The organism is Pseudomonas sp. ERMR1:02, assembly GCF_002277815.1.
Classification (GTDB): Bacteria; Pseudomonadota; Gammaproteobacteria; order Pseudomonadales; family Pseudomonadaceae; genus Aquipseudomonas.
This window is the reverse complement of sequence record NZ_NKJI01000012.1, coordinates 152,229-165,798: the sequence shown is the minus strand read 5'-3', so window position 1 is coordinate 165,798 and position 13,570 is coordinate 152,229. Positions and strand designations below refer to the sequence as shown.

The window sequence follows — 13,570 nt, the reverse complement described above, 5'->3', positions numbered from 1 at the left end:
CCGTGACGCTCCGCGTCACTGGACGCGGAGCGTCCCTAGAGGCATTCCCACGCAGAGCGTGGGAACGATCTCTACGACGACTATCCCCGTCGATCCAGCAGATTCACCACCACCCGATCCACCCATCCCCACACCGCTGCTTCACCCGTCGCCACAGCGGCCGGCGTTGCCATGCCTCCAGGCTGACTTCCTGGCTCAGGGTAAAGTCCTTCTCGAAACTCCCCGCCACCGCCCGGGTCAGTCCAGGGTCCAGTGCTTCGAGATTGGCTTCGAGGTTGAAGCGCAGATTCCAGTGATCGAAATTGCACGAGCCGATGCTCACCCAGTCATCAATCAGCACCATTTTCAGGTGCAGGAAACACGGCTGGTACTCAAAAATCTTCACCCCGCCTTGAGCAAACGCGGGTAGTAGCGATGCCCGGCGTAGCGCACCGAAGGGTGATCGGTGCGTGGTCCCGTCAGTAGCAGCCGCACATCGACACCACGGGAGGCCGCACGGCGCAGGGAGCGACGGACCTTCCAGGTCGGCAGAAAATACGGCGTGGCCAACCAGATGCGCCGTTGGCCACTGTTCAGCGCACGAATCAGCGATTGCAGAATGTCACGGTGCTGGCGGGCGTCGGCATAAGCAACGCGGCCCATACCCTCGCCCGTGGATGGCAAGCGGGGCAGACGCGGCAGACCGAAATGTGCGGCGGGTTTCCACGCGCGACGATGACGGTTGGCGATCCATTGGCGGTCGAACAGCAGTTGCCAGTCGATCACCAGCGGGCCGGTGATTTCCACCATCACCTCATGCCATTCGCTGACCTCTTCGCCCGGCGTCCAGAACTCATCGGTGACCCCTGTACCGCCGACCACCGCCAGACTCTGGTCCACCAGCAACAACTTTCGGTGATCGCGATAGAAGTTGCCGACCCAGCGCCGCCAGCTCAGGCGATTGTAGAAACGCAGCTCGACCCCGGCAGCCATCAGGCGCTGGCGCAACGTCAGTGTGAAAGCGAGGCTGCCGTAATCGTCGAACAGGCAGCGCACCCGCACACCGCGCTCGGCGGCCTGGACCAGCGCCTGCACCATGGCCTCGGCGCAGGCGCCCGCCTCCACCAGGTAAAGCTCCAGTTCGACCTGTTCTTCGGCGCGGGCAATTGCCACCAACATGCGCGGGAAGAACTGCGGGCCGTCGATCAGCAGTTCGAAGCTGTTGCCTTCACGCCACGGGAAAATTGCGCCGGCCATGTCAGCGCGCCGTGAAGATCAGGACCGCACCCACCGGCACCGCCGTGCTAATGGCAGATAGGCCGGCGACCTTGCGCAACGCTTCCAGACCCGGCGCAAGGTCGAAGTCTTCGGCATTGATCACCAGCGGCTCCAGGGTCACCACCTGGAAACGTCGGTCATCCAGACGCGTGGCCAGCAGTTCGGCGTTATACGTGTGTTGTTTGCCATGCAGATCGACGGTCAGCGGCAGGCGTAGTTCCAGTTGCGCACCGGGGGCCAGGTCGTTGATCGGGCGCAGATCGATCTGCGTGGTGATCAGTGCCTCGGCAAAGCTCTGGATCTCGAACAGCTCCTTGCGCATGCGTTCATCGCGCAATGGAATGCCGCTGTTGATCGAATCGAGCTCGACTTCTATCTGCGCCAGCCCCTTGGGATCGACCTTGCCGTGCAGTACCAGAAAGCGCTGCACTTCAGAGATGTTGGCGTTTTTGGTGCTGACGAACGACAGCCGTGAAGACTCACCGTCCAGATACCAATCGGCATGGGCCGATAGGGTGGCACCGGTCAGCAGCACAATGGCGAGGGTTTGGGTGACAGACCGCTTGAACATAAAGACTCGTGGGGGAGATAAACCTGTGCTGAACCTTAACTGGCCGCGAGCCAATTGCAAACTTGTTGCCACGGGCGACGCTTTCCCCCTGTAGGAGCGAGCTCGCTCGCGATGCAGTCAAGATCACCGCGCTTATCCTGCTACCCCGCGTTATCGTTAACGACCATCGCGAGCAAGCTTGCTCCTACAGGCGGGCGGTGTTCAGGGCTGTAAGCGGCAGCCTTGGCGCTCGCCTATCCACTGCGCGCTGTTACTTCGCCCCATGCCGCTGACGGTGATGCGCTTGCTGGCGGTGTCATCGGTAAACCCGCTGATGGGCAGCCACTGTTTCACGTAACTGTGGCAATACCCGGCGTCGTTACTCATCACATAACGGCACGAGCAATATTCCTTGGCGGTGTAGGCGCTGATGATGTCCGGGAATGCCCACAGCGCCACCCGCTCCTGCCAGATCCAGCCGAACAAGGCGACCAGCAGGATCAATAGCAACGTGCTGAAAGGCCGGCGACGCACAAAGCTGCGACGGTTCATGGCTGCACCTTCCCGCCAAAGGCCTTGAGCGCGAGTTTGAGCAATTCGTTGTGCCGGTAGCTGCCATCGCGATCATCGCCGTAGCGGACGATCACCAGGTTTTCGCTGGGGATCACGTACATCGCCTGCCCCCAATGCCCCAGTGCGGCGAAGGTATCGACAGGGGCATCGGGCCAGGGTTGGGCGGCCCCGTCCGCTGCACGATTGAGCCACCAATGGCCGCCGGGCACCTCATCATCCTGATTGGCCCGGTAATGAGCGAACGGCTCGCGGTTGAACGCGACCCAGTCGCTGGGTAGCAATTGCCGCTCGCCCCAGCGACCGTCGCGGGCCATCAACAGGCCGATGCGGGCCAGGTCCCGCGCGGTGAGGTAGGCATAGGACGAGGCGACGAAAGTGCCCGTGGCGTCGGTCTCCCAGACCGCATGACGAATGCCCAGCGGCTCGAACAATGCGGTCCAGGGATAATCCGCATAGCGGTCCGGGCCGACTATGGTTTTCAACGCGGCGGACAACAGATCGCTGTCACCGCTGGAATAGCGAAACGCCTGCCCCGATGCGGCATAGGTGCCGTGATCGGCGGTGAACGCGGCCATGTCCGTGTGGCCACGGGTGTAGAGCATGGCCACCACCGAGGAGTTCAACGGGGCGTATTCATAATCCTCCTGCCAATCGAAGCCGGAAGCCCAGTGCAGCAGGTCGGCCATGGTCATTTCCGGGTGTTTTTGCAGGGGCGGATAGAATTTGGCGGCCGGGTCCCGAAGCTTGAAGCGACCTTCGCCGTAGGCCACGCCGAGGACCGTGGCCATCAAGCTCTTGCTGATCGACCAGATCAGGTGCGGCGTGTCGGCAGTGGTGGGGCCGGCGTAGCGTTCGTAAATCAACCGGCCGTCGCGGATCACCAGCAAGGCGTCGGTGCGGATGCCTTTTCGTGTGGTGTCATCGCGAGGTGGGAAGGCGTACGCCTCAAGCGCCTGAAGCGCCGGGCCGGTGATGATCGGGCCGGTCGGCCATTGCTCGGCGGGCCAGTTTTCGGCGTGGGCCACAAGGCTGAGCAGCAGCGTGAAAAACAGGGACAGGCCTTTGAACATGGTGGGGGCTCATGGGGATGAACCTGGTGAGCCTAGTCGAGGATGATGACAGTTTTGAAAGTTGTGTCGCCAGTCAGGTCCTCATCGCGGGCAAGCCCGCTCCCACAGGGATATCGGGTGTGAAAAAAATTTTGTGTACGACGCATCTCCTGTGGGAGCTGGCTTGCCAGCGAAGAGGCCCTTCAGCCAGACGACAATCCCGCCAACGCCTTGGCCAACCGCTTGCCCCGCGCACCCGCCGCCAAATCCATCACAGCCTGATCGCGCTGCCACATCGCCGCCCACTGCGGCGGCCCCTCGTCCAGCGCTTCATTGATCTCACCTTTGAGCCCCTCGAATTGCGCAAACAACCCACCCAGCAACACATGCCCCGCCGGACTACTCGGTGCCTGACGACTGACTTCCGCGCAACCGGCCAATAGCGCCAGTAACCGCAGTTGCAGGGTCTGCGGCCAGTCACTGTCCTGAGCGACACCATACAGCCAAGCGGTCATGGCACTGAGCACACAGATATCTTCCAGAGTACGAAATGGTTTGACGTAAGCATCCCAACCATCCCCGGCCAGCAATTCACACTGAGCGTTATCCAGAAACAACCGGCCGAGGCTGATGTCCGGCATCAACGTCATCGAGGGAAGTTTTTCCACCCGCACGCCCGGTTCACCGGGATAGACCACCGCCAGGCTCAGGCGCGGCTCTTCACCGGGTTGTTCGCTGCGGGCGGCAATCAACAGCCAGTCGGCGGCGTCGCCCGCGGTGACGAAATCCTTGCGCCCGCTCAAGCGCAAACCGCTTAGCCGGGTTTGCATGTCGGCCGGTCGCAGGCTGCGTTGCTCGGTGGCGCACATTGCGCCCAGGCTCGGGGGCGCGCTGGGCCAGAGCATGCGCAGCGCCGCCTGATAGCCCACCAGAAACGCCAGCCCCGGCGTCGCCATCATTCTTGCGCCCACCACTGCCAACTCGAATGGAGTGACCGCGCCCATCTGATGCAGCAGGGTCGCAAAGCCTTCTTCCAGGTCCGGGTTGGCGGGCAAGCGATCACGGCGATTCAACAGGATTTGCCAGGGCATAAGAGGCTCCTTGAGGGCTGTCATATAAGCATCACCAAAGCTTAATGGCGATGACACCGGGGCTACATAGCCTGACTTTGCACAACAAGGCTGGATAAAGAAAGTCGATCCGCTGTAACCCAAAGACGGGTGAGCAGCCCGCACGGAGAATCGCCATGACTCAGATCGCCCGCATCAGCGACACCGGCAACGAACGCCGCCTGCAAGCCGAACGTCTGATAGGCGCCGAGGCTTTGCAGGAAGCCCAGGCTCTGCGTTTCAACGTGTTCAGCGGCGAGTTCAATGCCAAGCTGAAAGGCGCGGAGCAGGGTCTGGACATGGACGACTACGATGTTCACTGCGCTCACATCGGCGTGCGTGACTTGAACACCGGGCGCCTGGTGGCGACCACCCGACTGCTCGACCACACGGCCGCCAGCAGCCTGGGCAAGTTCTACAGCGAAGAAGAATTCAGCCTGCATGGCCTGGTCCATCTGCAAGGCCCGATCCTCGAAATCGGCCGCACCTGCGTCGATCCGGCCTACCGCAATGGCGGGACCATTGCCGTGCTCTGGGGCGAACTGGCCGAAGTGCTGAACCAGGGCGGCTACAGCTATCTGATGGGTTGCGCGAGCATTCCGATGCAGGACGGTGGCATCCAGGCCCACGCCATCATGCAGCGTCTGCGCGAACGTTACCTGTGCACCGAACACCTGCGGGCCGAGCCGAAAAAGCCCCTGCCGACGCTGGATATTCCATCGAACGTGATTGCGGAAATGCCGCCACTGCTCAAGGCGTATATGCGTCTCGGAGCGAAAATCTGTGGCGAGCCGTGCTGGGACGAAGACTTCCAGGTCGCCGACGTGTTCATCCTGCTCAAGCGCGACGAACTCTGCCCGCGCTACGCCAAACACTTCAAGGCGGCTGTGTAATGCGCCGCTTGCGCGTGTACGCGCGAGTCGCGCGAGTGCTGCTAGTAGTGGCGCTCGGCCTGACCATGGCCAGTGTGTTCGGTGTGTTCGAACGCCTGGGCCTGGCCCATTCAATGGTGCGCCGGCAGCGCTGGTCGCGGTTTTTCATGGCGCGTCTGAGCAATGCCCTGCCCTTCGGCGTAACCGTGCACGGCGAACTGCCGAAGACGCCGATGCTGTGGGTCAGCAATCACGTGTCCTGGACCGACATCCCGCTGCTGGGGATGCTCACGCCGTTGTCGTTTTTGTCCAAGGCTGAAGTGCGCACCTGGCCGGTGGCAGGCTGGTTGGCGGCCAAGGCCGGCAGCCTGTTTATCCGTCGCGGTTCAGGCGACAGTCAGTTGATCCGCAAACAAATGACCCGCCACCTGCAACAAGAACATGCGCTGCTGATGTTCCCCGAAGGCACCACCACCGATGGGCGTTCGCTGCGCACTTTTCATGGTCGTTTGCTGTCGGCGGCGATTGATTCGCAGGTGAAGCTGCAACCGGTGGCGATTCGTTATCTGCGTGACGGGAACGTCGATAGCCTGGCGCCATTCGTGGGTGACGACGATCTGCTCTCGCACCTGATGCGGTTGTTTGCCAATGATCGCGGCGATGTGGAAATTCATCTGCTCAAGCCAATCGCTTGCGAAGGCCGCGAACGTGCCGCGCTGGCGTTCGAGGCGCAGCAGGCGGTGCAGAAGGCGTTGTTTGGTGAAGTGACGAAACCTGCAGAACCACGGCGTGCCGGCGAACTGATCGCCGCGTAACCCCGCATCCTGTAGGAGCGAGGCTTGCCCGCGAAGGGGTCTTTGAGACCGCCAAAAGCTTCGCGGGCAAGCCTCGCTCCTACAGGGTTCGTGCAGGGCTGGTATCAGCGGTTTTGGGCGAATGCCTGCAACTGCGGATAGAACAACCGAAAGTCCTCGCTCAACGGCTCATACAGCACCCGCAATTCCTGCATCGCTGAAGCCAGCTCCTCCGGCCGGGTCAAGCGCCGCGAAATCCCCCGCAGCACCTGCTCCAGCACTTCAAACTCCTGATAAGAACCCAACCAGTCATTGGCCATCATGTGCGGCGCGATCTTCGCCAAGCGCTCCGGCAGTTGCGACTGACTCGACAGCACCCGGTACACGTCCGAGGTGAACAGCTCCAACGGGCGGTCCGCGTACATCGGCCAGTCCCGCGCCAGACAGTGGTCGAAAAACACGTCGAGGACGATCCCGGCGTAGCGTCGCCGCGTCAGGGAAAAGCGCGACAACGAGGCATCCACCAACGGGTGGCGATCAGTGAACACGTCGATGCTGCGATGCAGCTGGATGGCCGCTTCAATCTCCGGATCGAATTGCCCTTGCAGCCGTCCCTTGACGAAATCGCCATACAGACTGCCGAGCAATTGACCGGGACGCTGGCCACCGAGGTGAAGATGTGCGAGATAGTTCATGGGCGCAGCTTAGCACCGCCCCCTTGAATCTTTACAGCCAATATATCGTTATAACTCGATATACCGAATTATGAGTTGGTCAGAGCCAAATCATATTTGTATATCGCGAAATACCGATTTAAAGTTCGCCTCATCGCGATATAGCGTTTTATTCATCACGAGCCCAACACCATGAGCATCAACCTCGACGAAATAATAAAAGCCCTGGCGCACCCGGTACGGCGAGAAATCCTGCAGTGGCTCAAAGACCCGACCGTCGAATTTCCCGATCAGTCCCACAGCAACGAGCACGGCGTTTGCGCCGGGCAGATCGATCAGCGTTGCGGCCTGTCTCAGTCCACGGTGTCCGCACACCTGGCGACCTTGCAACGCGCTGGCCTGATCAGCAGCCGTAAAGTCGGCCAGTGGCACTTCTTCAAACGCAATGAGGAAACCATTCAGGAATTCCTCCGCACCTTCAGTAAAGAGCTCTGACCCTGTGGGGGCGTTCTCAATTGGTTTTCACGCGGCGCCGGGAAAACCAAATGAGAACGCCCCCCACGTCAGCAGGCCAAAAGGAATTAAACAATGCCCCTCTCGCTACTCATTCTGGCTTTGAGCGCCTTCGCCATCGGCACCACCGAGTTCGTCATCATGGGCTTGCTGCCCGATGTGGCGGCCGACCTCGGTGTATCGATCCCCGGCGCCGGTTGGCTGGTGACCGGTTACGCCCTGGGCGTGGCCATTGGCGCGCCGTTCATGGCGCTGGCCACCGCCCGGCTGCCGCGCAAGGCCGCATTGGTGGCGTTGATGGGCATTTTCATCATCGGCAACCTGCTCTGTGCCTTGGCCACCGACTACGACGTACTGATGTTCGCCCGGGTCGTTACTGCCCTGTGCCACGGCGCTTTCTTCGGCATCGGCTCGGTGGTGGCGGCAGGCCTGGTGCCGGCGAACAAACGCGCATCCGCCGTGGCCCTGATGTTCACCGGCCTGACCCTGGCCAACGTCCTCGGCGTACCGCTGGGCACCGCACTCGGTCAGCAAGCCGGCTGGCGCTCGACCTTCTGGGCGGTGACCGTGATCGGCGTCATTGCGCTGATCGGCCTGATTCGCTTCCTGCCGGCCAAGCGCGATGAAGAAAAACTCGACATGCGCGCCGAACTGCGTGCCCTCAAAGGCGCCGGTATCTGGTTGTCCCTGAGCATGACCGCGTTGTTCGCCGCCTCGGTGTTCACCCTGTTCACCTATGTCGCGCCGCTGCTGGGCGAAGTCACCGGCGTCTCGCCGCGTGGTGTGACCTGGACCCTGATGCTCATCGGCCTGGGCCTGACCGTCGGCAACATCATCGGCGGCAAACTGGCTGATAAAGGCATGGCCGCGACGCTGATCGGTGTCTTTATCTCGATGGCCGTGGTTTCCACAGTGCTGACCTGGACCAGCGTTGCGCTGATCCCGACCGAAATCACCCTGTTCCTCTGGGCCACCGCGTGTTTTGCCGCTGTGCCTGCCCTGCAAGTCAACGTGGTGACCTACGGCAAGGCTGCACCGAACCTGGTCTCAACCCTGAACATCGGCGCGTTCAACGTTGGCAACGCCTTGGGCGCCTGGGTCGGCGGCAGTGTCATCGCCCACGGTTTCGGCTTGACCTGCGTGCCACTCGCGGCAGCCGCACTGGCGGTACTCGCATTGCTGGTAACCCTGATCACTTTCCGTCAGAGCGGTAATCCCGAACTGGCTCCTGCTACTAACTGATACCTCACGAGGGTTGTATTTCATGACGACTATTTTCGATCCGATCAAACTGGGCGACCTCGAACTGGCCAACCGCATCATTATGGCCCCGCTGACCCGTTGCCGCGCCGACGAAGGTCGTGTGCCCAACGCGCTGATGGCCGAGTACTACGTACAACGCGCATCAGCGGGCCTGATCCTCAGCGAAGCCACTTCCGTCACCCCGATGGGCGTCGGCTATCCGGACACCCCGGGCATCTGGTCCAACGATCAGGTACGCGGCTGGACCAATGTCACCAAAGCGATCCACGGCGCGGGCGGCAAGATCTTCCTGCAATTGTGGCACGTCGGCCGGATCTCCCATGAGTCGTACCTGAATGGTGAAACGCCGGTCGCACCGAGCGCCATCCAGCCCAAAGGTCACGTCAGCCTGGTTCGTCCATTGGCCGACTTTCCAACCCCGCGCGCCCTGGAAACCGCTGAAATCGCCGACATCGTCGATGCCTACCGCGTTGGCGCCGAAAACGCCAAGGCGGCCGGTTTCGATGGCGTGGAAATCCACGGCGCCAACGGTTACCTGCTTGACCAGTTCCTGCAAAGCAGCACCAATCAGCGCACCGACATCTACGGCGGCTCCCTGGAAAACCGTGCGCGCCTGTTGCTGGAAGTGACCGATGCCGCGATCGAAGTCTGGGGTGCTGGCCGCGTCGGCGTGCACTTGTCACCGCGTGCCGACTCCCATGACATGGGCGACGACAACCTCGCCGAAACCTTCACCTATGTAGCTCGCGAACTGGGCAAACGTGGCATCGCGTTCATCTGCTCTCGCGAAAAAGAAGGCGCCGACAGCCTCGGCCCGCAAATCAAGGAAGCCTTTGGCGGTCCGTACATCATCAATGAACGCTTCACCAAGGACAGTGCCAATGCCTGGCTGGCCGCCGGCAAGGCCGATGCGGTGGCCTTCGGCGTGCCGTTCATTGCCAACCCGGATTTGCCGGCTCGCTTGAAAGCCGATGCACCGCTGAATGAGGCGCGGCCGGAGTTGTTCTACGGCAAGGGGCCGGTCGGCTACATCGATTACCCGACGCTGTAATCGTCACCCCGTGAACGCAAAAGCCCCGGACTCGGAAGAGCCGGGGCTTTTTTAGCTTGTTGCGTCCCTCTGTAGGAGCGAGCCTGCTCGCGAAAAACCCAAGTGCGCCGCGGGGTATCTGATTCGACAACGTTTAGTTTCGTTTAATTGCGAAGCCGAAATATCGGATGACGCTGAAGGACCTTGTAGGCAAACTCCGAATCTCGCTTTTGGGCACTCTGATGCCTTGTTGCGCATTTCTTTGACGGGATAGTCTCCGGTTGTCGCTGCCACATGCAGTGATCGGGCTTGGAAACCCGACGAAATTAGCGCAACAGTATGCCCAACGAGTTATGGCGGCTGTGTGCGGGACGCTTTCGGGCGTGCCGGTTTCCTAATTTCCCGGTTTTCCAACCTGCGCACAGCTGTCACCCATTCGCTTGGAAACGAATATGACAGCACCTCAAATTAGGAGCTTCAGCATGACCAAAACAGATTCACCCTCACAGTCAGAACTCAAAACCGTCGGCTTCACCCCTTTCTATATCTCTCAAACCAACCTCTGTTCCATGTCTGCCGAGACGTCCCAATCGCCGACGCCCTGGCTCAAGCCTCCAATCTGTTGTTCCTCGCCAAGGAGCTCACCGTGGATGCCGCCTATGCCAAAGACACCGACCGCCATGCCTGGGCGGCGCATTACCTGACAGCGATGAGTAAAGCCGTGATTGATGATGTGACGAAGGTGCTGGAACGAGGGGTTGATCGCAAGCGCAAAGACGCCGCGCAATAGCGATAGCTCATGAACACAAAAGCCCTGGAATCGAAAGATCCGGGGCTTTTTGCTTTTGTAGGAGCAAGCTTGCTCGCGATGGGCGTGAACGATAACGCGCCCTGTATGGATGACCGGGTTGTCGGGACGTTTTTCGCGAGCAGGCTCGCTCCTACAGGGACTGAGTACATTCGGGGAATCGGGGCGGCTGGCAGGCCGTCATCGCTGCGATGCGGCGACCCGACAAGCCAGCTCCCACAGGGGTTTGGGTACATCCACAAAGGTCAGGTCGGCTGCCAGGCCGCCTAGGTCAAAAGATTGCAGCCTTCGGCAGCTCCTACACAGGCACGGAATACAGCAAAAAGGTCGAGTGTCAGCTCGCCTCGCTTGCTTTGGATTTTGATCCACCCGCCCATCGGGAGGCTGAGTGGAGGCGTTTATCCGGGGAGTGGCGCGCAGCGCCGTTCGACGCAGTCGAACTCGCTGCATGTAGGTGCAGCGAAGCAAACCGGAGGGCGGTGTCCCCGGATGAATGCCGGAGCGAAGGAACGCCGAGCCCTGGCGAGGGGCCGGACGCCGGGGCGAGACCTTTGCTTCCTTTGGGGCGTTTGCCAAAGGGAGTCGGCCGTCAGGGCGAAACCATAGGTGGCCGTTACCGCAGGAATGGATATGTACTCGGTCAGCAAGAGAATTCAGGGTTGCCGGGCAACATAGAATCTCCCACAAGGGATTGGTACATCCGCGAGAAAAAGGTCGGCTGGCAGGCCGCCATCGCTGGCAAGCCAGCTCCCACAGGGGATTGAGTGCATCTGCAAAAACCAGGTCGGCTGTAAGGCCGCCTTCGCGGGCAAGCCTCGCTCCTACAGGGAGGACGGACGTCCGAGACTCACCCTTTCTCACAAGGTCGACACAAAATCCCTACAAAATACTGAGCTTGCTACCTGTCAACCTGTCAAACGTAAGTATATAAAAGCATCCCACTGCAATGGAGCCGTGAAGAACTGTTCATCTACGGTCTCAACGGTTGACACGTGAGAAGCCAATTACGCATTTGTTTCATTTACGCAGGCTGGGACTCAAACGCAGCATGTCCAGCGCTATATCGACCCAACGCTCGGCCTCAGTGTGCAGTTCAAAGCTGTCCGGCGCGAGTAACCACTGGTAAAGCAGGCCATTGATATAGGCATGAATGCTAATGGCCGCACGGGCGGTGTCGAGATTTTCCGGCAACTGGCCACGATTCACGGCATTACGCAGGGTCAGGCCAATGCGCATGTTGCACTCGAGGCTGGCCGTTTGGCGCTGCTGGCGCAGATCACACATTTCATCGGTGAATTCGCACTTATGAAACAGAATCTCGTTGATGCGCCGGGTCTTGGGATCCAGCGCAACTTCATGAAACAAATGAATCAGCAGCCTGCGCATGCAGCCCAGCGGGTCGAGCTCGTCTTCACTTTCCGCGGCCTTGGCCAGCTCATCAAGGGGCTCTTGCAAGGTATCGAGCATGGCCTGCAGCAGATCGGCCTTGTTGCTGAAATGCCAGTAAATGGCACCACGGGTGACGCCGGCCAGGGTCGCGATGTCCGCCAGCGTAGTACGGGCCACGCCTCGCTCGAAAAAGGCTTTTTCTGCCGCTTCGAGAATCTTGTTGCGGGTTTCCTGGGCTTCCTCTTTGGTGCGACGGACCATGGCAGTACAACCTCAATCAGGATGCTTCAGCGATGTCTGAGTATCAGCTGAATAAAAGTGGGGCGAGCGCTCTTGGGTATCGTCCCCGGGCCTACAATTCCAACCTTGCGACGGCCTCTGTAACGGCGAGGATACACAGCCAAGGTATTTACAAACAACCGTGAATGTAAGTATATTCCTTAGCAAGCTACTTATCCACCCGGCACCCAATTTTTAAACCTTCCATCTTTTCTTGTGCGTTTCATGCGCGCCTGACCCGAGGATTTTCATGCAACTCAAGCCAGCTGTTACCGCTCTGGTCGCCGCCGTCGCCCTCGCATCACTACTCAGCGGATGTAAAAAGGAAGAAGCGGCACCCGCCGCAGCACCGCCTCAGGTCGGCGTCGTCACCCTGCAAACGCAATCCTTCACCCTGACCTCCGAGCTCCCGGGCCGTACCAGTGCGTACCGCATTGCCGAAGTGCGCCCACAGGTCAACGGCATCATTCTCAAGCGTCTGTTCAAGGAAGGCGGCGATGTCAAAGCCGGCCAGCAGCTGTACCAGATCGATCCTGCGGTCTATGAAGCGACCCTGAAAAGCGCCGAAGCCAACCTGCGCTCGACCAAATCGATCTCCGACCGCTACCAGCAATTGGTAAACGAGCAGGCTGTCAGCCGTCAGGAATACGACACCGCCGTGGCCAACCGCCTGCAATCGGAAGCCTCGCTGCAATCGGCGCAGATCAATGTGCGCTACACCAAGGTTTATGCGCCACTGACCGGTCGTATCGGCCGCTCTTCGGTGACCGAAGGCGCGCTGGTGAGCAACGGTCAGACCGAAGCGATGGCGGTCATTCAGCAACTTGACCCGATCTACGTCGACGTCACCCAGTCCTCGGTCGAGCTGCTGCAACTGCGCCGGGAACTGGAAAGCGGCCGCCTGCAAAAGGCCGGCGACAACACCGCAGCGGTCAAGCTGACCCTTGAGGACGGCAGCCAGTACAAACAGGAAGGCAAACTCGAGTTCTCCGAGGTCTCTGTTGACCAGACCACCGGCTCCGTGACCCTTCGTGCCGTGTTCCCCAACCCTGATCACACGCTGCTGCCGGGCATGTTCGTCCACGCCCAGTTGCAGGCCGGTGTGAACAGCGCGGCGATTCTGGCCCCGCAGCAAGGCGTGACCCGTGACCTCAAAGGCTCCCCGACCGCGCTGGTCGTCGGTCCCGACAACAAGGTCGAACTGCGTCAACTCAAGGCCAGCCGCACCGTCGGCAACCAATGGCTGATCGAAGACGGCCTGAAGGCCGGCGACCGCCTGATCACCGAAGGGCTGCAATTCGTCAAACCTGGTGTTGAAGTCAAGGCCAGCGAGGCGACCAACGTTGGCGCAAAGAACCCGGCCCCCGCCAAGGCAGCTGAACAGGCTTCCAGCGGCAAAGGGGAGTAAAC

12 protein-coding genes and 2 pseudogenes are annotated in these 13,570 nt (G+C 60.5%); 7 read left to right on the top strand and 7 right to left on the bottom strand.

Features of this window, described 5'->3' with window-relative positions; translation table 11 throughout:
- Window positions 1–103 precede the first annotated feature (103 nt).
- The 5 genes and pseudogenes from CES87_RS21045 to CES87_RS21025 form a co-directional block, all read right to left on the bottom strand.
- Window positions 104–1,158 (bottom strand): annotated as a pseudogene (locus tag CES87_RS21045) (phosphatidylserine/phosphatidylglycerophosphate/cardiolipin synthase family protein).
- A 79-nt stretch (window positions 1,159–1,237) separates the two neighbouring features.
- Window positions 1,238–1,828 (bottom strand): YceI family protein, encoded by a 591-nt coding sequence (locus CES87_RS21040; RefSeq protein WP_128607621.1) that lies wholly within the window; start codon window positions 1,826–1,828, stop codon window positions 1,238–1,240.
- Between the two features lie 201 nt (window positions 1,829–2,029).
- A complete protein-coding gene (locus CES87_RS21035; protein ID WP_128607620.1) occupies window positions 2,030–2,359 on the bottom strand; it encodes an amidase in 330 nt (109 codons plus the stop codon).
- Window positions 2,356–3,450, bottom strand: coding sequence for a serine hydrolase (locus CES87_RS21030; RefSeq protein ID WP_128607619.1), 1,095 nt, complete (start codon window positions 3,448–3,450; stop codon window positions 2,356–2,358). The genes CES87_RS21035 and CES87_RS21030 overlap by 4 nt, the downstream gene beginning before the upstream one ends.
- 182 nt (window positions 3,451–3,632) lie before the next feature.
- Complete coding sequence (locus tag CES87_RS21025; RefSeq protein ID WP_128607618.1) at window positions 3,633–4,520, bottom strand: acyl-CoA dehydrogenase family protein; 888 nt, start codon at window positions 4,518–4,520, stop codon at window positions 3,633–3,635.
- A 155-nt stretch (window positions 4,521–4,675) separates the two neighbouring features.
- Here CES87_RS21025 and olsB point away from each other — a divergent pair, with 155 nt between their 5' ends.
- The gene (gene olsB, locus CES87_RS21020; RefSeq protein ID WP_128607617.1) at window positions 4,676–5,431 is read left to right on the top strand and encodes an L-ornithine N(alpha)-acyltransferase; all 756 of its coding nucleotides are present in this window, start codon (window positions 4,676–4,678) and stop codon (window positions 5,429–5,431) included.
- Window positions 5,431–6,225: a lysophospholipid acyltransferase family protein gene (locus CES87_RS21015; protein WP_128607616.1), complete on the top strand. Its 795-nt coding sequence runs from the start codon at window positions 5,431–5,433 to the stop codon at window positions 6,223–6,225. The genes olsB and CES87_RS21015 overlap by 1 nt, the downstream gene beginning before the upstream one ends.
- 104 nt (window positions 6,226–6,329) lie before the next feature.
- Here CES87_RS21015 and CES87_RS21010 read toward each other — a convergent pair whose 3' ends face one another.
- Window positions 6,330–6,899, bottom strand: coding sequence for an ACP phosphodiesterase (locus tag CES87_RS21010; protein ID WP_128607615.1), 570 nt, complete (start codon window positions 6,897–6,899; stop codon window positions 6,330–6,332).
- A 171-nt stretch (window positions 6,900–7,070) separates the two neighbouring features.
- Between CES87_RS21010 and CES87_RS21005 the strand changes: the two genes are divergently transcribed.
- The 4 genes and pseudogenes from CES87_RS21005 to CES87_RS20990 all read left to right on the top strand — a co-directional run bounded on the left by CES87_RS21005 (window position 7,071) and on the right by CES87_RS20990 (window position 10,474).
- Window positions 7,071–7,373, top strand: a complete 303-nt coding sequence (locus CES87_RS21005) for a helix-turn-helix transcriptional regulator (protein ID WP_128607614.1) — start codon at window positions 7,071–7,073, stop codon at window positions 7,371–7,373.
- A gap of 93 nt (window positions 7,374–7,466) precedes the next feature.
- On the top strand, window positions 7,467–8,633 hold the full coding sequence (locus tag CES87_RS21000; RefSeq protein WP_128607613.1) for an MFS transporter: 1,167 nt from the start codon (window positions 7,467–7,469) through the stop codon (window positions 8,631–8,633).
- 22 nt (window positions 8,634–8,655) lie between these two features.
- The gene (locus tag CES87_RS20995; RefSeq protein WP_128607612.1) at window positions 8,656–9,705 is read left to right on the top strand and encodes an alkene reductase; all 1,050 of its coding nucleotides are present in this window, start codon (window positions 8,656–8,658) and stop codon (window positions 9,703–9,705) included.
- Window positions 9,706–10,166: 461 nt separating this feature from the next.
- Window positions 10,167–10,474, top strand: a pseudogene (locus CES87_RS20990) (DUF3077 domain-containing protein).
- A 1,035-nt stretch (window positions 10,475–11,509) separates the two neighbouring features.
- Here the strand turns inward: CES87_RS20990 and CES87_RS20980 are convergent.
- Window positions 11,510–12,142, bottom strand: a complete 633-nt coding sequence (locus CES87_RS20980) for a TetR family transcriptional regulator (protein WP_128607610.1) — start codon at window positions 12,140–12,142, stop codon at window positions 11,510–11,512.
- Window positions 12,143–12,410: 268 nt separating this feature from the next.
- Here CES87_RS20980 and emhA point away from each other — a divergent pair, with 268 nt between their 5' ends.
- The gene (emhA, locus tag CES87_RS20975; protein ID WP_128607609.1) at window positions 12,411–13,568 is read left to right on the top strand and encodes an efflux RND transporter periplasmic adaptor subunit EmhA; all 1,158 of its coding nucleotides are present in this window, start codon (window positions 12,411–12,413) and stop codon (window positions 13,566–13,568) included.
- Window positions 13,569–13,570: the final 2 nt, after the last annotated feature.

Bases quoted from the DNA above. Each gene is read 5' to 3' on its own strand.
- CES87_RS21040 (WP_128607621.1), bottom strand. From the start codon at position 1,828: ATGTTCAAGCGGTCTGTCACCCAAACCCTCGCCATTGTGCTGCTGACC.
- CES87_RS21035 (WP_128607620.1), bottom strand. From the start codon at position 2,359: ATGAACCGTCGCAGCTTTGTGCGTCGCCGGCCTTTCAGCACGTTGCTA.
- CES87_RS21030 (WP_128607619.1), bottom strand. From the start codon at position 3,450: ATGTTCAAAGGCCTGTCCCTGTTTTTCACGCTGCTGCTCAGCCTTGTG.
- CES87_RS21025 (WP_128607618.1), bottom strand. From the start codon at position 4,520: ATGCCCTGGCAAATCCTGTTGAATCGCCGTGATCGCTTGCCCGCCAAC.
- olsB (WP_128607617.1), top strand. From the start codon at position 4,676: ATGACTCAGATCGCCCGCATCAGCGACACCGGCAACGAACGCCGCCTG.
- CES87_RS21015 (WP_128607616.1), top strand. From the start codon at position 5,431: ATGCGCCGCTTGCGCGTGTACGCGCGAGTCGCGCGAGTGCTGCTAGTA.
- CES87_RS21010 (WP_128607615.1), bottom strand. From the start codon at position 6,899: ATGAACTATCTCGCACATCTTCACCTCGGTGGCCAGCGTCCCGGTCAA.
- CES87_RS21005 (WP_128607614.1), top strand. From the start codon at position 7,071: ATGAGCATCAACCTCGACGAAATAATAAAAGCCCTGGCGCACCCGGTA.
- CES87_RS21000 (WP_128607613.1), top strand. From the start codon at position 7,467: ATGCCCCTCTCGCTACTCATTCTGGCTTTGAGCGCCTTCGCCATCGGC.
- CES87_RS20995 (WP_128607612.1), top strand. From the start codon at position 8,656: ATGACGACTATTTTCGATCCGATCAAACTGGGCGACCTCGAACTGGCC.
- CES87_RS20980 (WP_128607610.1), bottom strand. From the start codon at position 12,142: ATGGTCCGTCGCACCAAAGAGGAAGCCCAGGAAACCCGCAACAAGATT.
- emhA (WP_128607609.1), top strand. From the start codon at position 12,411: ATGCAACTCAAGCCAGCTGTTACCGCTCTGGTCGCCGCCGTCGCCCTC.